The organism is Pseudoalteromonas sp. JB197 (assembly GCF_002332205.1).
Taxonomy (GTDB): Bacteria; Pseudomonadota; Gammaproteobacteria; order Enterobacterales; family Alteromonadaceae; genus Pseudoalteromonas; species Pseudoalteromonas nigrifaciens.
Genome location: NZ_NRGZ01000002.1, coordinates 15,708 through 32,370 on the forward strand (window position 1 = coordinate 15,708; position 16,663 = coordinate 32,370).

Sequence of the window (16,663 nt, forward strand, 5' to 3'; positions counted from 1 at the left end):
GATCATCCGGTTTCGTGCTGCAATAACCATTGTTTTCTTGCAAGTCCACCCGCATAACCTGTTAATTTTGCGTTTGCGCCAATAATACGGTGGCACGGTACAATAATACTTATTGGGTTTTTGCCATTAGCAGCGCCAACAGCGCGCACCGCTTTGGGGTTGTTTAATACCTTAGCAATATCGCCATACGTTTTAAGCTCCCCATAGGGAACGTTAAGTAATGCCTGCCATACACTTTGTTGAAACACGGTTCCTTGGGTATCTAAAGGTACTGTAAAGGTAGTGCGCTGCTTAGCAAAATACTCATTAAGCTGCGCTGCGGCGCATAAAATAGCGGCATTAGTCACTTCGCTAAGCGCTGTAATGGGGTAATTTTTAGGAGGATAAAAACCCACATAGCTCACGCCGTTTTCGCTGCCTTGAATAATAATATCGTCGATAGGACTCGGTAGTAAGGTTTGAATTATCATTATAATTGCTGCCATAGTTGAAAAGTTAAATATGATCGAAATGGCGCGCAGTTATCGCTGTTAAACACGGCCACAGCGGCTTGCGCTTTTTTAACACCTAAATCACCATCGAGTAAAATATCGGGCTGACTTTGGCCACGTAACTTTGCATAGTTTACCGTCCACGGGCCTATGCCCTTTAAATTTAGCCATAAATCTAAATCGTCACATTGTGGGTTTAACGTGCAAAACTGCGCCAAATTATACAATGCATTTTTACGCGCTTGAGGCATTTTAAAAAACGCAAAATCACTGTTTACCAATTGCTGTGGGGTTGGAAAATAAACAGCCCCGTTGCACTGCTCCCCCAACTCACTAACGAGTTTAGTTACTAAATTATGCGCAGCAGTAACACTTACTTGCTGCCCAAGTACCGCGCGAATGCCCGCTTCAAAACTCGACCAAATTCCTGGTAGGCGCAACCCTTCGCTTACCGTAAATGCATTATTAATATTATCTTGTATATGCATTGTGATTAAATTTATATCGGCGTCTAAATCAAGTACTCGGCGAATATTGGTAATAACTTGCTGTAAGCAATGCGTATTATTAATCGTTATTGCCACTTTAAAGTGATTTTTTTGAGCTATAAACTCGGCATTAAAACTGCCTTTGCAGTGCTCGTCTGAAAATGTACGCCCATAACTTGTCGCTGTTATCCACTCCATAGGCGCAATTAAGCGTTTTGCTAAAAACTGCTGCATAGCAGGCCAATTATATGGCGGCCTAAAGGGAAGAGTTAAATTGAGAGTTGAGTTTACAATAGAGCTAGGTGCTTTATCGCTGCTGCGTAATTTTGAAGGGGTAATATTTAGTTGCTGTAAAAATGCGTCGTTAAAACGTCTAATGCTATTAAATCCCGCTGCAAAAGCAATGTGCGTTAGCGGTAGAGTGGTTTCTTGGATCAGTTTTTTAGCAAAATGACACTGATTGAAAAGACGGTATTGCGTGATCGAAATACCAAAGTGCTGAGTAAATAAACGCCTTAAATAACGGCTACTTATCCCTAACCTTGCCGCGAGTTTTTCGCAATCATAATAAGCACCTTGATCAATTAACTGTTTTGCTCGCAGTGCCGTGGTTTTAACTCCTTGCCAAGCAAAGCTCCCCGGTGCACTATCGGGCCTACACCGCATGCAGGGTCTAAACTCCGCTTTAGCCGCATTATGTGCGTACTGATAATAGGTAACGTTTATTTCATTAGCCGTGGGGGCTGGGCATATTGGCCGACAATATATACCGGTACTTTTAACCGCCACATAAAAAAGCCCATCAAAACGAGGATCGCGACTCTGCCGTGCTTTTTGCCAGTGTTTATCATTCATAAACGCACACACTAATTACTAATAAGAAGCTTAAAGTATACGCCACACTTTACTAGCCAATTTCGGACCTTAACCATATAAGTTAACCAAAGGCAGGAGTTATATGGTTAAGTTACTGTTTATTATGTAACGTGTTAAAAGGCACTCTGCCTTATTTGGCAAAGTCGATTAACTCTTGCCCTGTTAAGCGATAAATAATCCATTCATTTTGCGGCTTAGCGCCCATACTATCGTAAAAGTCTATTGCGGGTTTATTCCAATCTAATACCACCCATTCAAAACGCCCACAATTTTTATTCAGCGCTTGATTTGCTAAGTGCTTCATTATTGCTTTACCTGCCCCTTTACCGCGGCTATCAGGGCTTACATATAAATCCTCTAGGTAGAGGCCGTTTTTACCAAGCCAGGTAGAGTAATTATAAAAATAAACAGCAAAGCCAATCGGCTCGTCGCCATCAAAGCATATAATGCTATGCGCTGTTGCGCCTTCACTAAAAAGGGTATCTAAAATGGCTTGTTCATTAGTTTTAACTGCTTGTGGCTCTTTTTCATAAATAGCGAGCTCATTAATAAAGTGCAAAATGGTTTTTGCATCACTTGCTTGCGCATCACGAATGTCGATTGTGTTTGTCATACTGCTTTAACCTTAAAAATATTGCTCTAATTTATCTTTTAAAATATCAAGTTCAATTGGCTTGCTTAAATAATCATTCATGCCAGCTGCAATACACCGCTCTTTGTCTGAATCCATGGCATTGGCTGTTAATGCTATAATTTTAATTGCTTTATGCTGCTCGCCAGCCTCACCTTTACGTATTGCAATAGTGGCATCATAACCATCCATAACCGGCATTTGGCAATCCATTAGTACAACTTGAAAGTAACCTGCTTCATGTTTTGCAAGTTCCTCTAAAGCACGTTGACCATTTTCGGCTAAGACTGTTTCGCAATTGAGCTTTTTAAGCATTAAAGTAGATACTTGCTGGTTTATTGGATTATCTTCAACTAATAATATCTTAGCAGGCTCAATGGTTTTGGCTTTGCGCAACGATGAAATATACCCAGATGTTACCAATGGCAGTGCTTCGTGCTGCTCGCTATTAGTAATAACCGAAAGCGCAGAAATTAAATCGGCGGTTGTTACCGGCTTTGGAAAATAAGCCTGAAAGCCTGCATCAAAATAGCGCTGAGCCCCCTCTAAGCCTGCAATACTGGTCATCATTACTAATGGCATATGTTTGTAGTCTGCATGCGCTTTTAATACTTTACATAACTCTATGCCATCCATGCCGGGCATTTGCATATCTAATACAGCTATGTCATACATGCCCTGATTGTTTTTAACTCTATTTTCACAAATTAGCAGCGCATGTTCGGCATTATTTGCCAGCTCAACATTAGCCCCCCAGTGCTTGAGCTGCTCTGAAATAACCAAACGATTTGTTTCGTTATCATCAACCACCAATATACTTAACCCATTAATATTAGCCTTTGGCATATAGCGCTCTTGTTGATCGCCCTTTAGCACCTCCATGGTGACGATAAACTCACTCCCTTGGCCAGCATTACTTTTAATTGCAATAGCGCCTCCCATTAGTTCACATAACTGCTTACTAATAGCAAGACCAAGGCCAGTGCCTCCATATTCTCGAGTAGTAGACGCATCTACTTGCATAAAGGGCGCAAATAACTGTTGTTGTTTTTCTTTGCTAATACCAATACCAGAATCTTTTACGCTAACTTGCAGTATTAGCTGGGCTTCAATACGCTCAATAGATGCGCTAACCACCACTTCGCCTTCGTTTGTAAACTTAACGGCATTACTTAATAAATTAGTTAATACTTGGCGTATTCGCCCTGGATCGCCACTTAACTGCGATGGCTCTAAGGCAACCAAATCTAAAATTATTTCTATGCCTTTATTTTGAGCTGTTAATGCTTGCGCTGCGGTTACTTCACCAATTAAATCGCGGGCATTAAAGTTAATACTCTCTAGCTCAATTTTACCTGCTTCTGCTTTTGAAAAATCTAAAATATCGTTTATTACACCCAGTAATGAATGCGCACTGGTTTTAGCAATTGCTACTTTAGTTTCAATTGGCTTGGGCAGTTGCTCTAACTGAATAAGCTCAAGCATGCCTAAAACACCATTCATTGGCGTACGTATTTCATGGCTCATAGTTGCTAAAAACTGACTTTTTGCTACACCGGCTTCTTTTGCCAAAACCAAAGCTATTTTTAATTCCTCAGCGGTTTGTTTACGGCGTTGTGACACTAAGGTACTGCCTACTAAAGTTGCTAAAGAGCGTAAGTAGGTTTCTTCGCTTTGCGTCCATTGGCGAAACTCCCCAACGGTTTCTGCGCATAAAATACCTAAATTTCCGTCACCGGTTGTAATAACTGCATCTAGCATAGATTTTATATTATTAGGTTTTGCATAGTGCTCAATAAAATCAACGGTAGCGGGATGACTATAAACATCGTCAATGGCTATTAAGTTTTGTTTATAAATAGCTTCGTAGTAGGCAGGGTAATCCTCTGCACTGAGCTGTGCATTACAGCAATCAACACCTTGCCCTTGTATATTTAAACTATGGCAAATCATTAAATCGCGTTGTTCGTTAAAAATCCAAATAGAAGCGCGCTGTACATCAAGCACTTCACACATAGACTTAACGGCTAATTTTTTCACCTCTGCCACATCACTGCTTTGCACTTCAGGTGCAACAGTAAGCATGGCTAAGCTTTTGTTGTAACGATTGGCTTTTTCGCTTTCAAGTTCAAGTCGCTTATGTGCATCAATACTTTGAAAAGAGCCAAAAACACGAATACACTGGCCGTTTTCAAACTCACTTTGCCCGATTGACTTAACCCAACGTTCTTGGCCAGTGTAAGTAACAATAATAAGCTCAATATTCCAGCTTTTCCCACTACTTATTGCACTTTCAAAAAGGGCATTAATTTTATCTCTGTGATAGCCTTCTTTATAATGATTTATTGCGGTGGCTATATCTGGAGAGTAACTCTGTGGCACTTCGTGAATTGCGCGTACTTCGTCTGACCAATAAAGCGTTTGCGTTTTTAAGTCTATTTCCCACGCACCTATTTGCCCCTGTTTACTCATAGATTCAAGCAGGCTTTGCTGACGTGTTATTTTTAATTGCGCCTGATAACGCTCTGTTATATCGAGTATAAAACCATCTAAATATAATACGTTTCCGTCAGTGTCATAAATGGCTTGGCCTTTTTCATTTACCCAACGTACTTCATTACCTTGCGTTATGATCCGGTATTCAACAGACCAAGGCGTGTGCTCGTCAATGCACTTAATAATCGTTTTTTCAATATCGTCACGATCGTCCGAATAAATTATTTCTAAATAACTTAACTGCTTATTCTCTAATATTGCCTCAGCGTCATAACCCGTAAGCTCTTTAGTTTGCTTACTCATATAAAGCATAGTCCACACTTTATCGTACTTACAGCGGTAAATAATGCCTGGAATATTGCCTACTAACGAGGCAAATTGGTCACGACTATTTTGTAATTCTAGCTCTGTTGCTTTTTGTTCTGTAATATCCAAATGGGTACCTATCATCCGCTTTGGTGAGCCATCATCATTCCATTCAACCACTTTTGCAGTGTCTAGTATCCATACCCAATGACCTTGTTTATGTTTCATACGTGCTTCATTGACGTAATAGTTTGTTTCACCAGAAAAATGAGCGTTTAATTTTTGCTCCGAAACGATTAAATCGTCTGGGTGGGCATACTTATACCAAGTGCCTATTACTGCTGGGCCTAACTCATCTAAGGTATAGCCAATTATTTCAGCCCAACGGTGATTAAAAGTGACTTTACCTGTGTCAATGTACCAATCCCAAATTCCCACAGCGGTAGTGTCTATTACCAACTGTAGTTGTGCTTTATGCTCTTCTAGCTCTATTTCTTGTAACTTTAATGCGGTTAAATCTGTTCGAATGGCTATATAGCTCTGTGGCTTAGCATTTTCATCTAAAAATGGCGCTATGGTGGTATCTACCCAATATAAATTACCTTGCTTGGCTTTATTACATATTTTCCCATGCCATACTTTTCCCTGTTTTAGGGTTTGGTACATTTCTTTAAAAAACTGTTTTGGGTGAGTGCCCGAATTAAGAATACGGTGATTTTTACCTATTAACTCGTGTTCGTCATAACCACTTATTTCACAAAACTTTTTATTAACAAAAGTGATAGTGCCTTTTAAATCTGTTGCAGCCACAATCGCGTGCTCATCAAGTGCACTTTTTTGCTCTGCTAAGTGCCTTAGCACAACCTGTAGTTCAGCCCCTTGTTTATAAAACTCTGTTAGTTGTTGCTGTTTATTTTCGGCCAATTTACACAGCTTACTCGATAACAAATTAAACTCTTGGCTGTCGGGTAAAATAGGTACTTGGGTGCTTTTCCCCTTGGTAATTTTATCAACAAGGGCTGTTAAGCGCCTTAATGGATGAAATAATACTCGACCAAACCACCAAGAGCACGCTAAAACAGCCAACAACATAAGCAGTGTTGCCAAAGCAAAATACTTAATAGAATAAGTATTTGTTAGCTCCTGAACATTCGGCTTAGACACTAATAGCTGCCAGCTTTGATCACCCAAAAAATTCAGCTGACTAACAAAGCCATACATTACATCATTATTTTCGTTGTTATAGGTAAATGTTTTTTGCATTAATTGTGTTTTATTTAATAATGTTTGCTCTGTTGATGGCTGTTGGTTTAATAAAGGCAAACTATTACTTGGCAATAAACTAAAACTAAGCTCGCTGTTTTTAGCATACATTACATTTAATTTATTCATTAGCCACTGGGGGTTTATATCGGCTAAAAGAATACGGCTTAATTGTTGCTCCGTATTATATATACCAAGCGCAATAATAAAATGTGGTTGTTTTTCAATTAAAAATGATTGAAATGAAGGCGTTGCATGCTCACTCAAGCTAGTATGGATATTAATTAACGATTGAGGAGCTATTTTGCTAATAAAAGAAGATGTAGGTGCAGCAAGCAAAGCTGCGCTATCTATTAGCTCTACATTATTTACAAATTCGTATACGTTAACAAACTCAGTTATTGCACTTTGTTGTTGCACAGAGTTAGTCGTTAACTGGTTTTTAAGTAACTTAAAATCTTTAATATAATCAGCCAGCCAAAAGCGACTAAACTGCTGAGCAATATTTGTTACCTGTTGTAATTCAGTTTGGGCGTGTTGTTCTAATGTATTATTTATTCGCAAAGCTCAGCCAAGAAAACAAACACAAAGGTATTAATGCAATAACTACAAAGGCTATAGTTAGCTTACTTTGTACAGACTGTCCTTTACCTGCTAGCTTTGTGAAGCTCAAACCTTTATTCATACCTGAATTACCTAGTAATTTTACCCATTTTAATACTATGTATTAATGCATTAAAAAGCCTAAGACGCAAGTTTTGCGCTAATAAGCCCATGAATTTTTTATGTGTTTTACAAACAGTACTGCTACCTGGCTTTTAACTAGATATACGCCTAAGTAGACACAATGAGTTAGCTAAGTTTCATCAAGCCCCGTGTAGCTGTTTTAAGCTGCTCGTGATATAACAATCTTAATATAAGTAGTTACTTGGGGATATTATGGGTCATGACCATGCACACAGCCATGTAGACGAAAGCCAAAGTAACAAGCAACTCGCGCTAGCTGTTGCCATTAATGTTCTGCTTACTGTTGCACAAGTTATTGGCGGAATATTTTCTGGCAGTTTGTCACTCATGGCAGATGCACTGCATAACCTTAGTGATGCAGCCGCTATATTTATTGCCCTTGTTGCGCGTAAAATTGGTAACAAACCTGCCGATAACACACATCACTTTGGCTACAAGCGCGCCGAAATTTTAGCTACTTTGTTCAATAGCAGTACATTAATACTGATAGGTGTGTATTTAATTTTTGAAGCTATGAGCAGTTATTTAAACCCGCAGCCAATTGATGGTTGGATCATAGTGTGGGTGGCTGCATTTGCCCTGCTAATAGATTTAATCACTGCACTTTTAACTTACCGAGCTGGCGCAAATAGCAGTATGAATATAAGAGCAGCTTTTATTCATAATGTATCTGATGCGATGGCGTCTGTTGTGGTTATTGTTGCAGGTACTTTAATTATTTTATACCAGTGGTATATAGTTGATTTAATTGCGACAATTTTAATTTCTATTTATGTTATTTACCATGGCGTGTTACTGCTTAAACAAAGCTGTCGCATTTTAATGCAAGCTGCGCCTAATAACTTTGATACCCAAGCTGTTACATGCGCTCTCACCAAAAACTTTAATATAGAGCAGGTAATAGCTATAAAAGTATGGCAATTAGATGATAAAACCAGCCATTGCGAACTGCTGATTAACGCTCATAACTCACTTGATTTAGCAGCCGTTAAACACTTTTTACAGCATAATTTTAATATTGAAAACTGCATAATAGAAAAGCACAATAATTTATAATAAAAATAGCTTTATAAACAAACTTTCAATTGAAAACTGCTCTCATTATCATTTACAATTAGGGTTCTTAGCTCACAATTGAGATGCCGTTTTTGAAACTTTGGTTACGTAAAATTCATTTAACACTTGCCCTACTCAGCGGGTTGTTTTTATTAATAGTGAGCCTCAGCGGAGCGGTGTTAATTTACGCAAAAGATCTACAACACCTTACCCAGCCCGAAAAATGGCTAGTAACGCCTGCAGAAAAACCGCTAAATTTCGACACTTTAATAAATAGTGTGCAAACTCAAACCCAACAAAAAACTGTTTTTTTAATGCCTGAACAAAACCCTACTATGGCATGGCAGTTTAGATTAGCTAATAATCACTACGCGAGCGTAAACCCCTACACCAGCAATGTTATTTATACTTACCAAAGTACAGATACAATTTATGGTTTTACGCTTGCTTTGCATCGCTGGTTATTATTTGAGAGCAGTGACGGTAATAAACCATTTAAAAATTGGATGTCGGTATGTGCATTACTGCTGTTAATAAACGTATTAATAGGCTTTTATTTATGGGTAAAACCTAAAAACCGGATAAAACGTTTAGCTATAAAACCTAAAGCAAAACTAAGAGTGCTGATGTATCAGCTGCATACTGTGTTGGGAGTTTACTTTTTTGTGCCATTAATACTGATTGCCTTTACGGGTATGGCGTTTAATTGGAAAACGCAAACGCAGTCTGTTTTAGAATTGGTAACACAAAATAAAGTAACAAACAGACCTGCGCCTCCCAAAATACCTGTACTTAAAAAAACCGAATTACAATACAATTTAGCAATTAATAATGCTCAAGCCATATTTCCTAAAGGTGAGCCATATAGGGTATACCTACCTAAAAAAGCGGATGACGCGATTGCTTTAAGAATACAAAACCCAGGAGAAAGCCATGCCTATAGCTGGGTATGGGTCAATCCTTATACTGCAAAAGTAGTCAACTCGTTCGATGCAAATAGCACCAATTTCACCACGCAAGCATGGAACTTTAAATATGCCTTTCATATTGGTAATTTTGCTGGGCCAGTTGTACAGTTTTTATGGCTACTAATAACCCTATCACTGAGCTTTTTTATTGTAACGGGTGTTTACTTTTGGTTAAAAAGACGCAATCGAAAATAATTATCATTATCATTATCATTAACACCTGTGTCCGCTATTGTTAATAGTTATCATTACCAAAATTAATTATTTATCTGAGTTACCATGTTAAAAACCTCACTTTGCTTACTTAGCGTCGCTGTTAGTGCTTGCGCAATTGCCGATGAAAATAGTAAAAACAAATATTCTGCTGATCAGTTAGAACACGTTATTGTGTCGGGTAGTCGTATATTTGAAAGTATTGATGAAGTTCCTGCTTCAATTACTGTTATAAATCAGCAGCAAATTCAACAACACTTAAAAGTAAACCCAGAACTAAGCAGCTTACTCGCACAAATGGTACCAGGATTGGCTCCTAGCACCGGCAGCTCCAGTAACTCAGGCCAAACACTGCGTGGTCGCGCACCTTTAGTTATGATTGACGGCGTACCACAATCAACTCCACTGCGTAACGGTTCATTAGGCATAAAAACGCTAGATGCCAGTGCCATTGCACGCATAGAGGTTATTAAAGGAGCAACCTCGATTTATGGTAATGGCGCTGCTGGCGGCATAATTAACTACATAACAAAAAAAGCGAAAAGTGACGGCCAGCCTGAGGGCGAAATTAGTATTTCTAGCCGCTTTAGTGCTGTTAAGCTTGATGAAAGTGCCGGTGCAAGAATATCGGCAGCTATAAATGGTGGCTTAGATAAGTTTAGCTATTTAATAAGCGCCAGTTACGAGCAAAACGGTGTACAACGTGATTCAGAGGGTGATATTTTAGGCTTGCAATATGGTTTGTCAGACTCAGAAACACAAAACTACTTTACTAAACTAAGCTACGATTTTGATGATGATAAGCAACTAGAGTTTAGTTATAACTTTTATAGCTCACAGCAAAAAACTGATTTAGGGGATGTTACTGGCGACGGTAACATAGGTGAAAAAACCTATGCGATTCACGTACCCAAAGAGCTGCAAAAACCAGGTAAACCGCAAGGCCCCGAAGGCAATGTAAATATTACTCTTAAATACCTAGATTACGCCTTATTCGATAACACCCAAATGACCTTAGATCTGTACAAGCAAAATATAGAAAATGTATTTTTCTTTTCAACTAATTTAGCCAATCTTGATGATGGTTATAGCGGTGGTCAATCTGTTATAAAGTCAGATAAACTAGGCGCAAGAGCCACATTTAATAGCCAATTTGACTTTGATAATCTAACAACCACCTTAATATATGGTATTGATGCCCTAAACGATAAAACTTCACAACCTTTAGTTGATGGCCGTATATGGGTTCCTGAAATGGACATGGATAGTGTTGCTGGTTTTTTACAAACAAAGTGGGTAATTAACGACGATATTATTTTAAAAGCCGGTGTAAGAAAAGAAAGCATAGATTTAACGGTAGCCGACTATCAAACATTAAAGCTATGCAGAACCGCTACGCAATGTTCAGTACCACTAAGTGTTCGCGGCGATACCATAAATTACGATGCAACAACTTACAATGCTGGCATTAAATATAATTTAAGCCCTGCCTTTAGCCCATTTTTTAGTTACTCGCAGGGCTCTGATATATCAGACATAGGCATACTATTGCGCGCAGCTACTGTAAACGATATAGCGCTTATTCAAACACAAGCATCAATTATAGATAACTACGAAGTAGGTTTCACCTCACAATTTGATGACCTGCGCTTTGAACTAGCAGCATATAAAAGCACGTCTGAGCTAGGAACCAGCAATAAATTTAACGATGTAACAGGCGTTTATGAGCCAATACGCGCGCCGCAAAAAATATGGGGCTTTGAAGGCTTAGTAAATTATGCCATTACCCCACAACTTAAATTAGTTGCCACATATAGCTACGTTGAAGGTAAAGATACCCAAGCCGATGAATACTTAGGTGCTAAACAAATTAGCCCACCAAAAGCGACAGCCAATTTAGCGTGGCAGGCCAGCGACGACATAGCTCTTACATTTAGCTATTTATACGTTGGCGATAGAAAGCGCTTTGATAAAAACGAACAAGGCCAATACGTTGGCGATCAAGGTCCTGTAAGTAGTTACGATATAGTTAATTTGAGTGGTCAATATCAAATTACTCCACAATGGAGCAGCTATTTTGGGGTCGAAAATTTATTTAACAGCGACTACTACCCTGCTCGTGCGCAATCATATACTTATGGTGGCTACAATATTAAAGGGCTAGGCACTACGGCAACTCTCGGTGCTAAATATCAATTCTAACTGATTTAAGTAACTTTAAAGGCATGTTAAGCATGCCTTTTTAAATTATATTAAAATATGTGTATTAACCCTCATCTCGCTCAATTAATAATACCTACTATAAAAATTAAAAACTGCTTACAAACCAAGTAATAACGCAAACTTAAATAAGAATCAAAACCAATAGTAACATAATGATTTTTATAGAGAAAACTTGCAATAGCTGCAGTTTGCACTACACTGGTCGCAATTGAACTTGTTAAGGTGATCTATCATGAAAGGTAATCAAAAAGTAATCGACGCATTTAATACATTGTTAGCCAACGAATTAGCAGCAATTGACCAGTATTTTATTCATTCGCGCATGTACGATGACTGGGGATTAGCTAAACTTTATGAGCGCCTTAACCACGAAATGGAAGAAGAGAAAGATCATTGTGACTGGTTAATAAAACGCATTCTATTTTTAGAAGGTGTGCCTAACATGACTAAACGTCGTGATTTATTAATTGGCACCGATGTTAAAAGCATGATGCAAAACGACTTAACACTTGAGCTTGAAGTAGTAGCTAGCGTAAAAGACGTAATCGCAATATGCGAAGAACAACAAGACTATCAATCTCGTGCCATTTTAGAAAAACTATTATTTGATACCGAAGAAGATCATGTTTACTGGTTAGAACAGCAACTTGGTTTAATTGATAAGATTGGAACGCAAAATTATCATCAAGCACAAATGGCTTAGTAGGAGTATATAGTATGAAAGGCGATAAAGACGTTATTGCAGCACTAAATAAAGTACTCGCTAACGAGCTTGTTGGTATTAACCAATACTTTTTACACGCACGTATGTTTAAAGATTTTGGCTTTAGTAAATTAGATAAAGCAGACTACAAAGTATCAATTCAAAAAATGAAAAACGCCGATCGTTTAATTGAGCGTATTTTGTTTTTAGAAGGCTTACCAAATTTACAAGATTTAGGCCGTTTACGTATTGGTGAAAACAGCGAAGAAATGATTGCTGCCAATATGAGCTTTGAACTTGATACAATTGATGAGTTACGTAGCGCAGTTAAACTGGCTGAAAGTAAAAAAGATTATATTACTCGTGAAGCCCTTGATCACATTTTAAATGAACAAGAAGAGCAAATTGATTGGTTAGAAACTCAGCAATTACTGATTGAAAATACCGGCTTAGAAAACTACCTACAGTCGCAGCTGTAATAGTAATTAACACGCATAAAAAAAGCAGCTTAAAGCTGCTTTTTTTATATCTAAATTTTGTAATGTAATTTTTAACTAAATTAAGCCACTTGATCCGTTATATCGGCAATTTGAATAAGCTTACGATTAAGGATCTTTTTAGTACAACCACAACACTTACCGCATTGGCTACCCACTTTAAGCTCTTTAGTTAACTCACGCATGGTTGTTGCACCATCGTCAATTGTTTGTTCAATTTTTTTATCGGTCACACCGTGACATAGACAAATATACATGAATACAAACCACTCTCAATTACATTTAGTAGGTGCATACTAATCTAAATGGTAATGGTTATCAAACACTTTTTGCAGTTAATTATGTTATTTTTTGATCTTATTTTAAGCAGTGCTACACAGGTTAAAATAATCAGCGACTGTTTAAAAAAGTATATGTTCCAAAATTGTATGTCCGTTGAGGCCCTGTATTCAATTTTTAAAACAACCACTGAGCACCTGTACGCTTAAGCTATTCGTTTTAATTACTTATAGCGCTTAATCTATGGTTCAAGATTTACTATCTAAAAGGTTTGTGGGATAATGCGCGTCTCTTAGGGGAGTAGCCCGCTTAGTAATATCAATCGTGTTGGAAAAGTGAGTAATTATAGCCTTGTATATCGCTACAATAACCACGCTTTAATATTATTGGTGTCACAAGTAAACTTATCAACATAATTGCACCTCACGTGCGTGGTAAGTTTGTAATGTTGTAGCAAGCATTATCGGCGAGACCTAGGTAGATAACTATCCTCAAGGCGGGAGATAGCTATTTGCCTTGGTTTAGTGCTCCCGCCTGTAAGTAGTTGTAATGGAAATATTTTTAACCTCAACCGTCACTGTTGCCCTTGCGGAAATAGGCGATAAAACTCAGCTTTTATCGTTACTGCTCGCTGCTCGTTTTCATAATAAAATTGCACTCATTTTAGGTGTATTAGTCGCAACTATTATTAATCATGGCTTATCTGCTTGGTTTGGAGATTGGCTTAGTGGTAATTTTGCTATTGAGTACCTACCTTGGGTTGTGAATATTAGTTTTATTGTGGTTGGCCTTTGGCTGCTGATCCCTGATAAAGATGAAGCCGTGAGCCATAAATACGATCGCTATGGCGCATTTTTAGTCGCTTTTGTATTGTTTTTTATTGCTGAAATTGGCGATAAAACACAAATAGCCACTGTGCTACTTGGCGCACAATATCAATCAGTATTGTGGGTTACTATTGGTACAACTGTGGGCATGTTAATTGCCAACGTACCGGTTATTTATGCAGGTAATGCGCTACTAAAACGCATTCCTTTAAATAAAGTACGAATTATTGCAGCCAGTGTTTTTGTGCTGTTAGGGCTATATGGCATAGCAACTATTTAGGCTCAATACTTTTATTATTAAAAGCCCTCTGCTCATTATCCATAAACGAGGGCTTTTAATTTCACATCAGCTTAAGTATTAAAACTGATATTTAGCCGATAAGTAAACACGTCTTGGCTCACCCGGAAAATGCCCAGTGCGATTTATAAAGCCGCTTGATGCGTACTCTTTATCAAACACATTTTTAATTGATACTTGCCACGTCCAGTTTTCTAACTGAGTTTTCCAGGCCATATTGTAAATAGTATAGGGCTTTACATGGGTGCCATCTAAACTTACTTGCTGATCAACATAATCAAGGCCAGCAGCAATAGATGAGTTAATGCTGGGTAGGTCATAGCGAGTCCATACTCCGGCAGTATTTTGGGGGGCATTGGCAAACTTATCAGAACCAGCAGCTTGCGCTGAAAAGCCTTCGCTTTGCTCGTTTATACGGGTATCGTTATACGCGTAACTGGCCGTTACTACCCAGCTATCGGTTATGTCGCCAACCACCTCTAGCTCAAAGCCATCGCTTTGCACTTCACCTAGCGATTCTAGCTGGTCAATACCCGAATCATTTTGTAGTAAGCTTGTTTGCAAAATATTTTTACGCACAATTTGATAGGTCGCGATATTAATCGCCAAGGAGTCATCAAATAATTTAGTGCGCAAGCCTAACTCTGTAATATAGCTATTTTCTGGGGAGAATGGCCCACCTACTAACTCAGATTGGCTTGCCGCATCTTGCGGCAAAAAGCCTGTACCATAAAGCGCATATGGAAAAAACGTATCGTTAATATTATAACTGGTGCCAATACGCACCGTAACATCACTATCTGAAAACTCAGTATTGCTGATCTGATCAGTATCTTCAAAGTGATCGTAGCGTAGCCCCGCTGTTATATTCCACTTTTCGGTAATATCTAGTTGATCTTGCACATAAACCCCGAGCCTTTTAGATTCAGTACTAACAAATCGTGGGGTTATACTTTGTAAGTCGTAATCGGCGCCCGATGTTAAACCATATTGCGGATTTATTAACGATAGTCCAGGTACTGGTCCGCCTTTACTTGCTTGTTTGGCGGTGCGGTATATAGCATCAAATTTAGCAGCATAATAATCTGCGCCTACTAAAAACACATGCTCCATATTCGCAATCGTTGTTTGTGCTATTAAATTAGCAGTTAAACTCAAACCTTGGTTTTCGCGCGCTTGATCTCTAAATTCACGTTCACTCCAATCAACTACACCGTCATTATCGGTATCTAACAAGCCCCGCGGTTCGTGATAGTTTTGCTGTTCGGTATTAGTAAAGTAACGCGCTGTTACATCTGTACTAAATATATCATTTAACTCATTTTTATAGGTTGCCTGATACACATCAGCTGACACTTTTTGATAATCGCTTGCTTCGTTATGGTTCCACTCACGATTAGCAATAAAGTCGCCGTTATCATCTACAGGTACGCCACGTAAACGGGCTCCTGCTAAGTCTTGATCTATATTAGTGTATTGCAGCACTAAATTTGACGCATTATCAAAGTCAAAGCGATAACCTAAATCGATAATGGTGTTGTCTTCGCCGGTGTTATACCTAAACGGATTTTGGCTTTCTTTATACACGCCCACTCTGTAGGCTTGTGTTTGCTCGTTGTTTACACTGCCTGTAGATTCAAAAGCACCACTAAAAAAGTCATCATTGCCAAGCTCTAGTTCTACTGTAGTTTTAGCAATATATTGTGGTTTTTTAGTCATGTAGTTAATAATGCCACCTGGATTACCACTACCATAAACCGCGCCACTTGGGCCTTTAAGCACTGCTACTTGCTCAATATTAAATAACTGCGGTACGGCAAAACCATTAAAAGGGTCACCTTTTACACCATCGTATAAAATTTCGTCTTGACGAAAGCCTCTAAATGTTACGCCCGAATAGCTAAAGCCATTAACGCCTGCAATGTTACTATATAAATCAGTAATTTGACGTGCTGCTTGGTCACTAATTAACGCTTGCGGTAATATTTGAATCGATTGAGGTATTTTTTCTAAGGGGGTATCTGTACGGGTACCAAATGCTGACTCGGTTGGCCTATATAACGAAAAAGCACGGCCTACTACTTCTATTTTTTCAATATTATTCTGAGCCGTTGCGCTATTGAGCGGTATTGTTGAGGGCGGTGCTGTTGTTGATTGTTCAGCTTCTTCGGCGGCAAATACACTGGCAGAATTAAATATAATTGATGAGATTGCGATAGATAAAAGAGTAAATTTCATGAGAGATAACTAACAATAATACAGTGAACGCATGTTAATGCTAACCACTCTCATTTGCAATTG

Annotated in this window: 11 protein-coding genes and 1 pseudogene; 6 read left to right on the plus strand and 6 right to left on the minus strand. The window is 38.5% G+C overall.

The annotated features are described in order from the left end of the window. Nucleotides 1-2: 2 nt before the first annotated feature. The 4 genes and pseudogenes from CIK86_RS15340 to CIK86_RS15355 all read right to left on the minus strand — a co-directional run bounded on the left by CIK86_RS15340 (nucleotide 3) and on the right by CIK86_RS15355 (nucleotide 7,236). Nucleotides 3-470: a methylated-DNA--[protein]-cysteine S-methyltransferase gene (locus CIK86_RS15340; RefSeq protein WP_086994528.1), complete on the minus strand. Its 468-nt coding sequence runs from the start codon at nucleotides 468-470 to the stop codon at nucleotides 3-5. Then, a complete protein-coding gene (locus CIK86_RS15345; protein WP_086994531.1) occupies nucleotides 470-1,834 on the minus strand; it encodes an AlkA N-terminal domain-containing protein in 1,365 nt (454 codons plus the stop codon). Before CIK86_RS15345 ends, CIK86_RS15340 begins: the two co-directional genes overlap by 1 nt. A 151-nt stretch (nucleotides 1,835-1,985) precedes the next feature. Further along, on the minus strand, nucleotides 1,986-2,468 hold the full coding sequence (locus CIK86_RS15350; protein ID WP_011329920.1) for a GNAT family N-acetyltransferase: 483 nt from the start codon (nucleotides 2,466-2,468) through the stop codon (nucleotides 1,986-1,988). A gap of 12 nt (nucleotides 2,469-2,480) precedes the next feature. Continuing rightward, nucleotides 2,481-7,236, minus strand: a pseudogene (locus CIK86_RS15355) (PAS domain-containing protein). A gap of 254 nt (nucleotides 7,237-7,490) precedes the next feature. Between CIK86_RS15355 and CIK86_RS15360 the strand changes: the two are divergent. From CIK86_RS15360 to bfr (CIK86_RS15380), 5 genes are all read left to right on the plus strand, one after another. After that, on the plus strand, nucleotides 7,491-8,354 hold the full coding sequence (locus CIK86_RS15360) for a cation diffusion facilitator family transporter (protein WP_086994534.1): 864 nt from the start codon (nucleotides 7,491-7,493) through the stop codon (nucleotides 8,352-8,354). A gap of 92 nt (nucleotides 8,355-8,446) precedes the next feature. Beyond that, nucleotides 8,447-9,517 (plus strand): PepSY-associated TM helix domain-containing protein, encoded by a 1,071-nt coding sequence (locus tag CIK86_RS15365; protein ID WP_086994679.1) that lies wholly within the window; start codon nucleotides 8,447-8,449, stop codon nucleotides 9,515-9,517. Between the two features lie 84 nt (nucleotides 9,518-9,601). Further along, nucleotides 9,602-11,737, plus strand: coding sequence for a TonB-dependent receptor (locus tag CIK86_RS15370; RefSeq protein WP_086994537.1), 2,136 nt, complete (start codon nucleotides 9,602-9,604; stop codon nucleotides 11,735-11,737). 253 nt (nucleotides 11,738-11,990) lie between these two features. After that, entirely contained in the window at nucleotides 11,991-12,461 is a 471-nt protein-coding gene (bfr, locus tag CIK86_RS15375) for a bacterioferritin (protein WP_011329914.1), read from the plus strand. 14 nt (nucleotides 12,462-12,475) lie between these two features. Continuing rightward, nucleotides 12,476-12,940 (plus strand): bacterioferritin, encoded by a 465-nt coding sequence (bfr, locus tag CIK86_RS15380; protein ID WP_011329913.1) that lies wholly within the window; start codon nucleotides 12,476-12,478, stop codon nucleotides 12,938-12,940. A gap of 80 nt (nucleotides 12,941-13,020) precedes the next feature. On the opposite strand, the gene CIK86_RS15385 is transcribed toward bfr (CIK86_RS15380), so the two are convergent. Beyond that, nucleotides 13,021-13,215: a (2Fe-2S)-binding protein gene (locus tag CIK86_RS15385; protein WP_011329912.1), complete on the minus strand. Its 195-nt coding sequence runs from the start codon at nucleotides 13,213-13,215 to the stop codon at nucleotides 13,021-13,023. A 571-nt stretch (nucleotides 13,216-13,786) separates the two neighbouring features. Here CIK86_RS15385 and CIK86_RS15395 point away from each other — a divergent pair. Then, the gene (locus CIK86_RS15395) at nucleotides 13,787-14,344 is read left to right on the plus strand and encodes a TMEM165/GDT1 family protein (RefSeq protein ID WP_086994541.1); all 558 of its coding nucleotides are present in this window, start codon (nucleotides 13,787-13,789) and stop codon (nucleotides 14,342-14,344) included. A 78-nt stretch (nucleotides 14,345-14,422) separates the two neighbouring features. Here CIK86_RS15395 and CIK86_RS15400 read toward each other — a convergent pair whose 3' ends face one another. Continuing rightward, on the minus strand, nucleotides 14,423-16,600 hold the full coding sequence (locus CIK86_RS15400) for a TonB-dependent siderophore receptor (RefSeq protein ID WP_086994544.1): 2,178 nt from the start codon (nucleotides 16,598-16,600) through the stop codon (nucleotides 14,423-14,425). Nucleotides 16,601-16,663 lie beyond the last annotated feature (63 nt).

Bases quoted from the DNA above. Each gene is read 5' to 3' on its own strand.
- CIK86_RS15340 (WP_086994528.1), bottom strand. From the start codon at position 470: ATGATAATTCAAACCTTACTACCGAGTCCTATCGACGATATTATTATT.
- CIK86_RS15345 (WP_086994531.1), bottom strand. From the start codon at position 1,834: ATGAATGATAAACACTGGCAAAAAGCACGGCAGAGTCGCGATCCTCGT.
- CIK86_RS15350 (WP_011329920.1), bottom strand. From the start codon at position 2,468: ATGACAAACACAATCGACATTCGTGATGCGCAAGCAAGTGATGCAAAA.
- CIK86_RS15360 (WP_086994534.1), top strand. From the start codon at position 7,491: ATGGGTCATGACCATGCACACAGCCATGTAGACGAAAGCCAAAGTAAC.
- CIK86_RS15370 (WP_086994537.1), top strand. From the start codon at position 9,602: ATGTTAAAAACCTCACTTTGCTTACTTAGCGTCGCTGTTAGTGCTTGC.
- bfr (WP_011329914.1), top strand. From the start codon at position 11,991: ATGAAAGGTAATCAAAAAGTAATCGACGCATTTAATACATTGTTAGCC.
- bfr (WP_011329913.1), top strand. From the start codon at position 12,476: ATGAAAGGCGATAAAGACGTTATTGCAGCACTAAATAAAGTACTCGCT.
- CIK86_RS15385 (WP_011329912.1), bottom strand. From the start codon at position 13,215: ATGTATATTTGTCTATGTCACGGTGTGACCGATAAAAAAATTGAACAA.
- CIK86_RS15395 (WP_086994541.1), top strand. From the start codon at position 13,787: ATGGAAATATTTTTAACCTCAACCGTCACTGTTGCCCTTGCGGAAATA.
- CIK86_RS15400 (WP_086994544.1), bottom strand. From the start codon at position 16,600: ATGAAATTTACTCTTTTATCTATCGCAATCTCATCAATTATATTTAAT.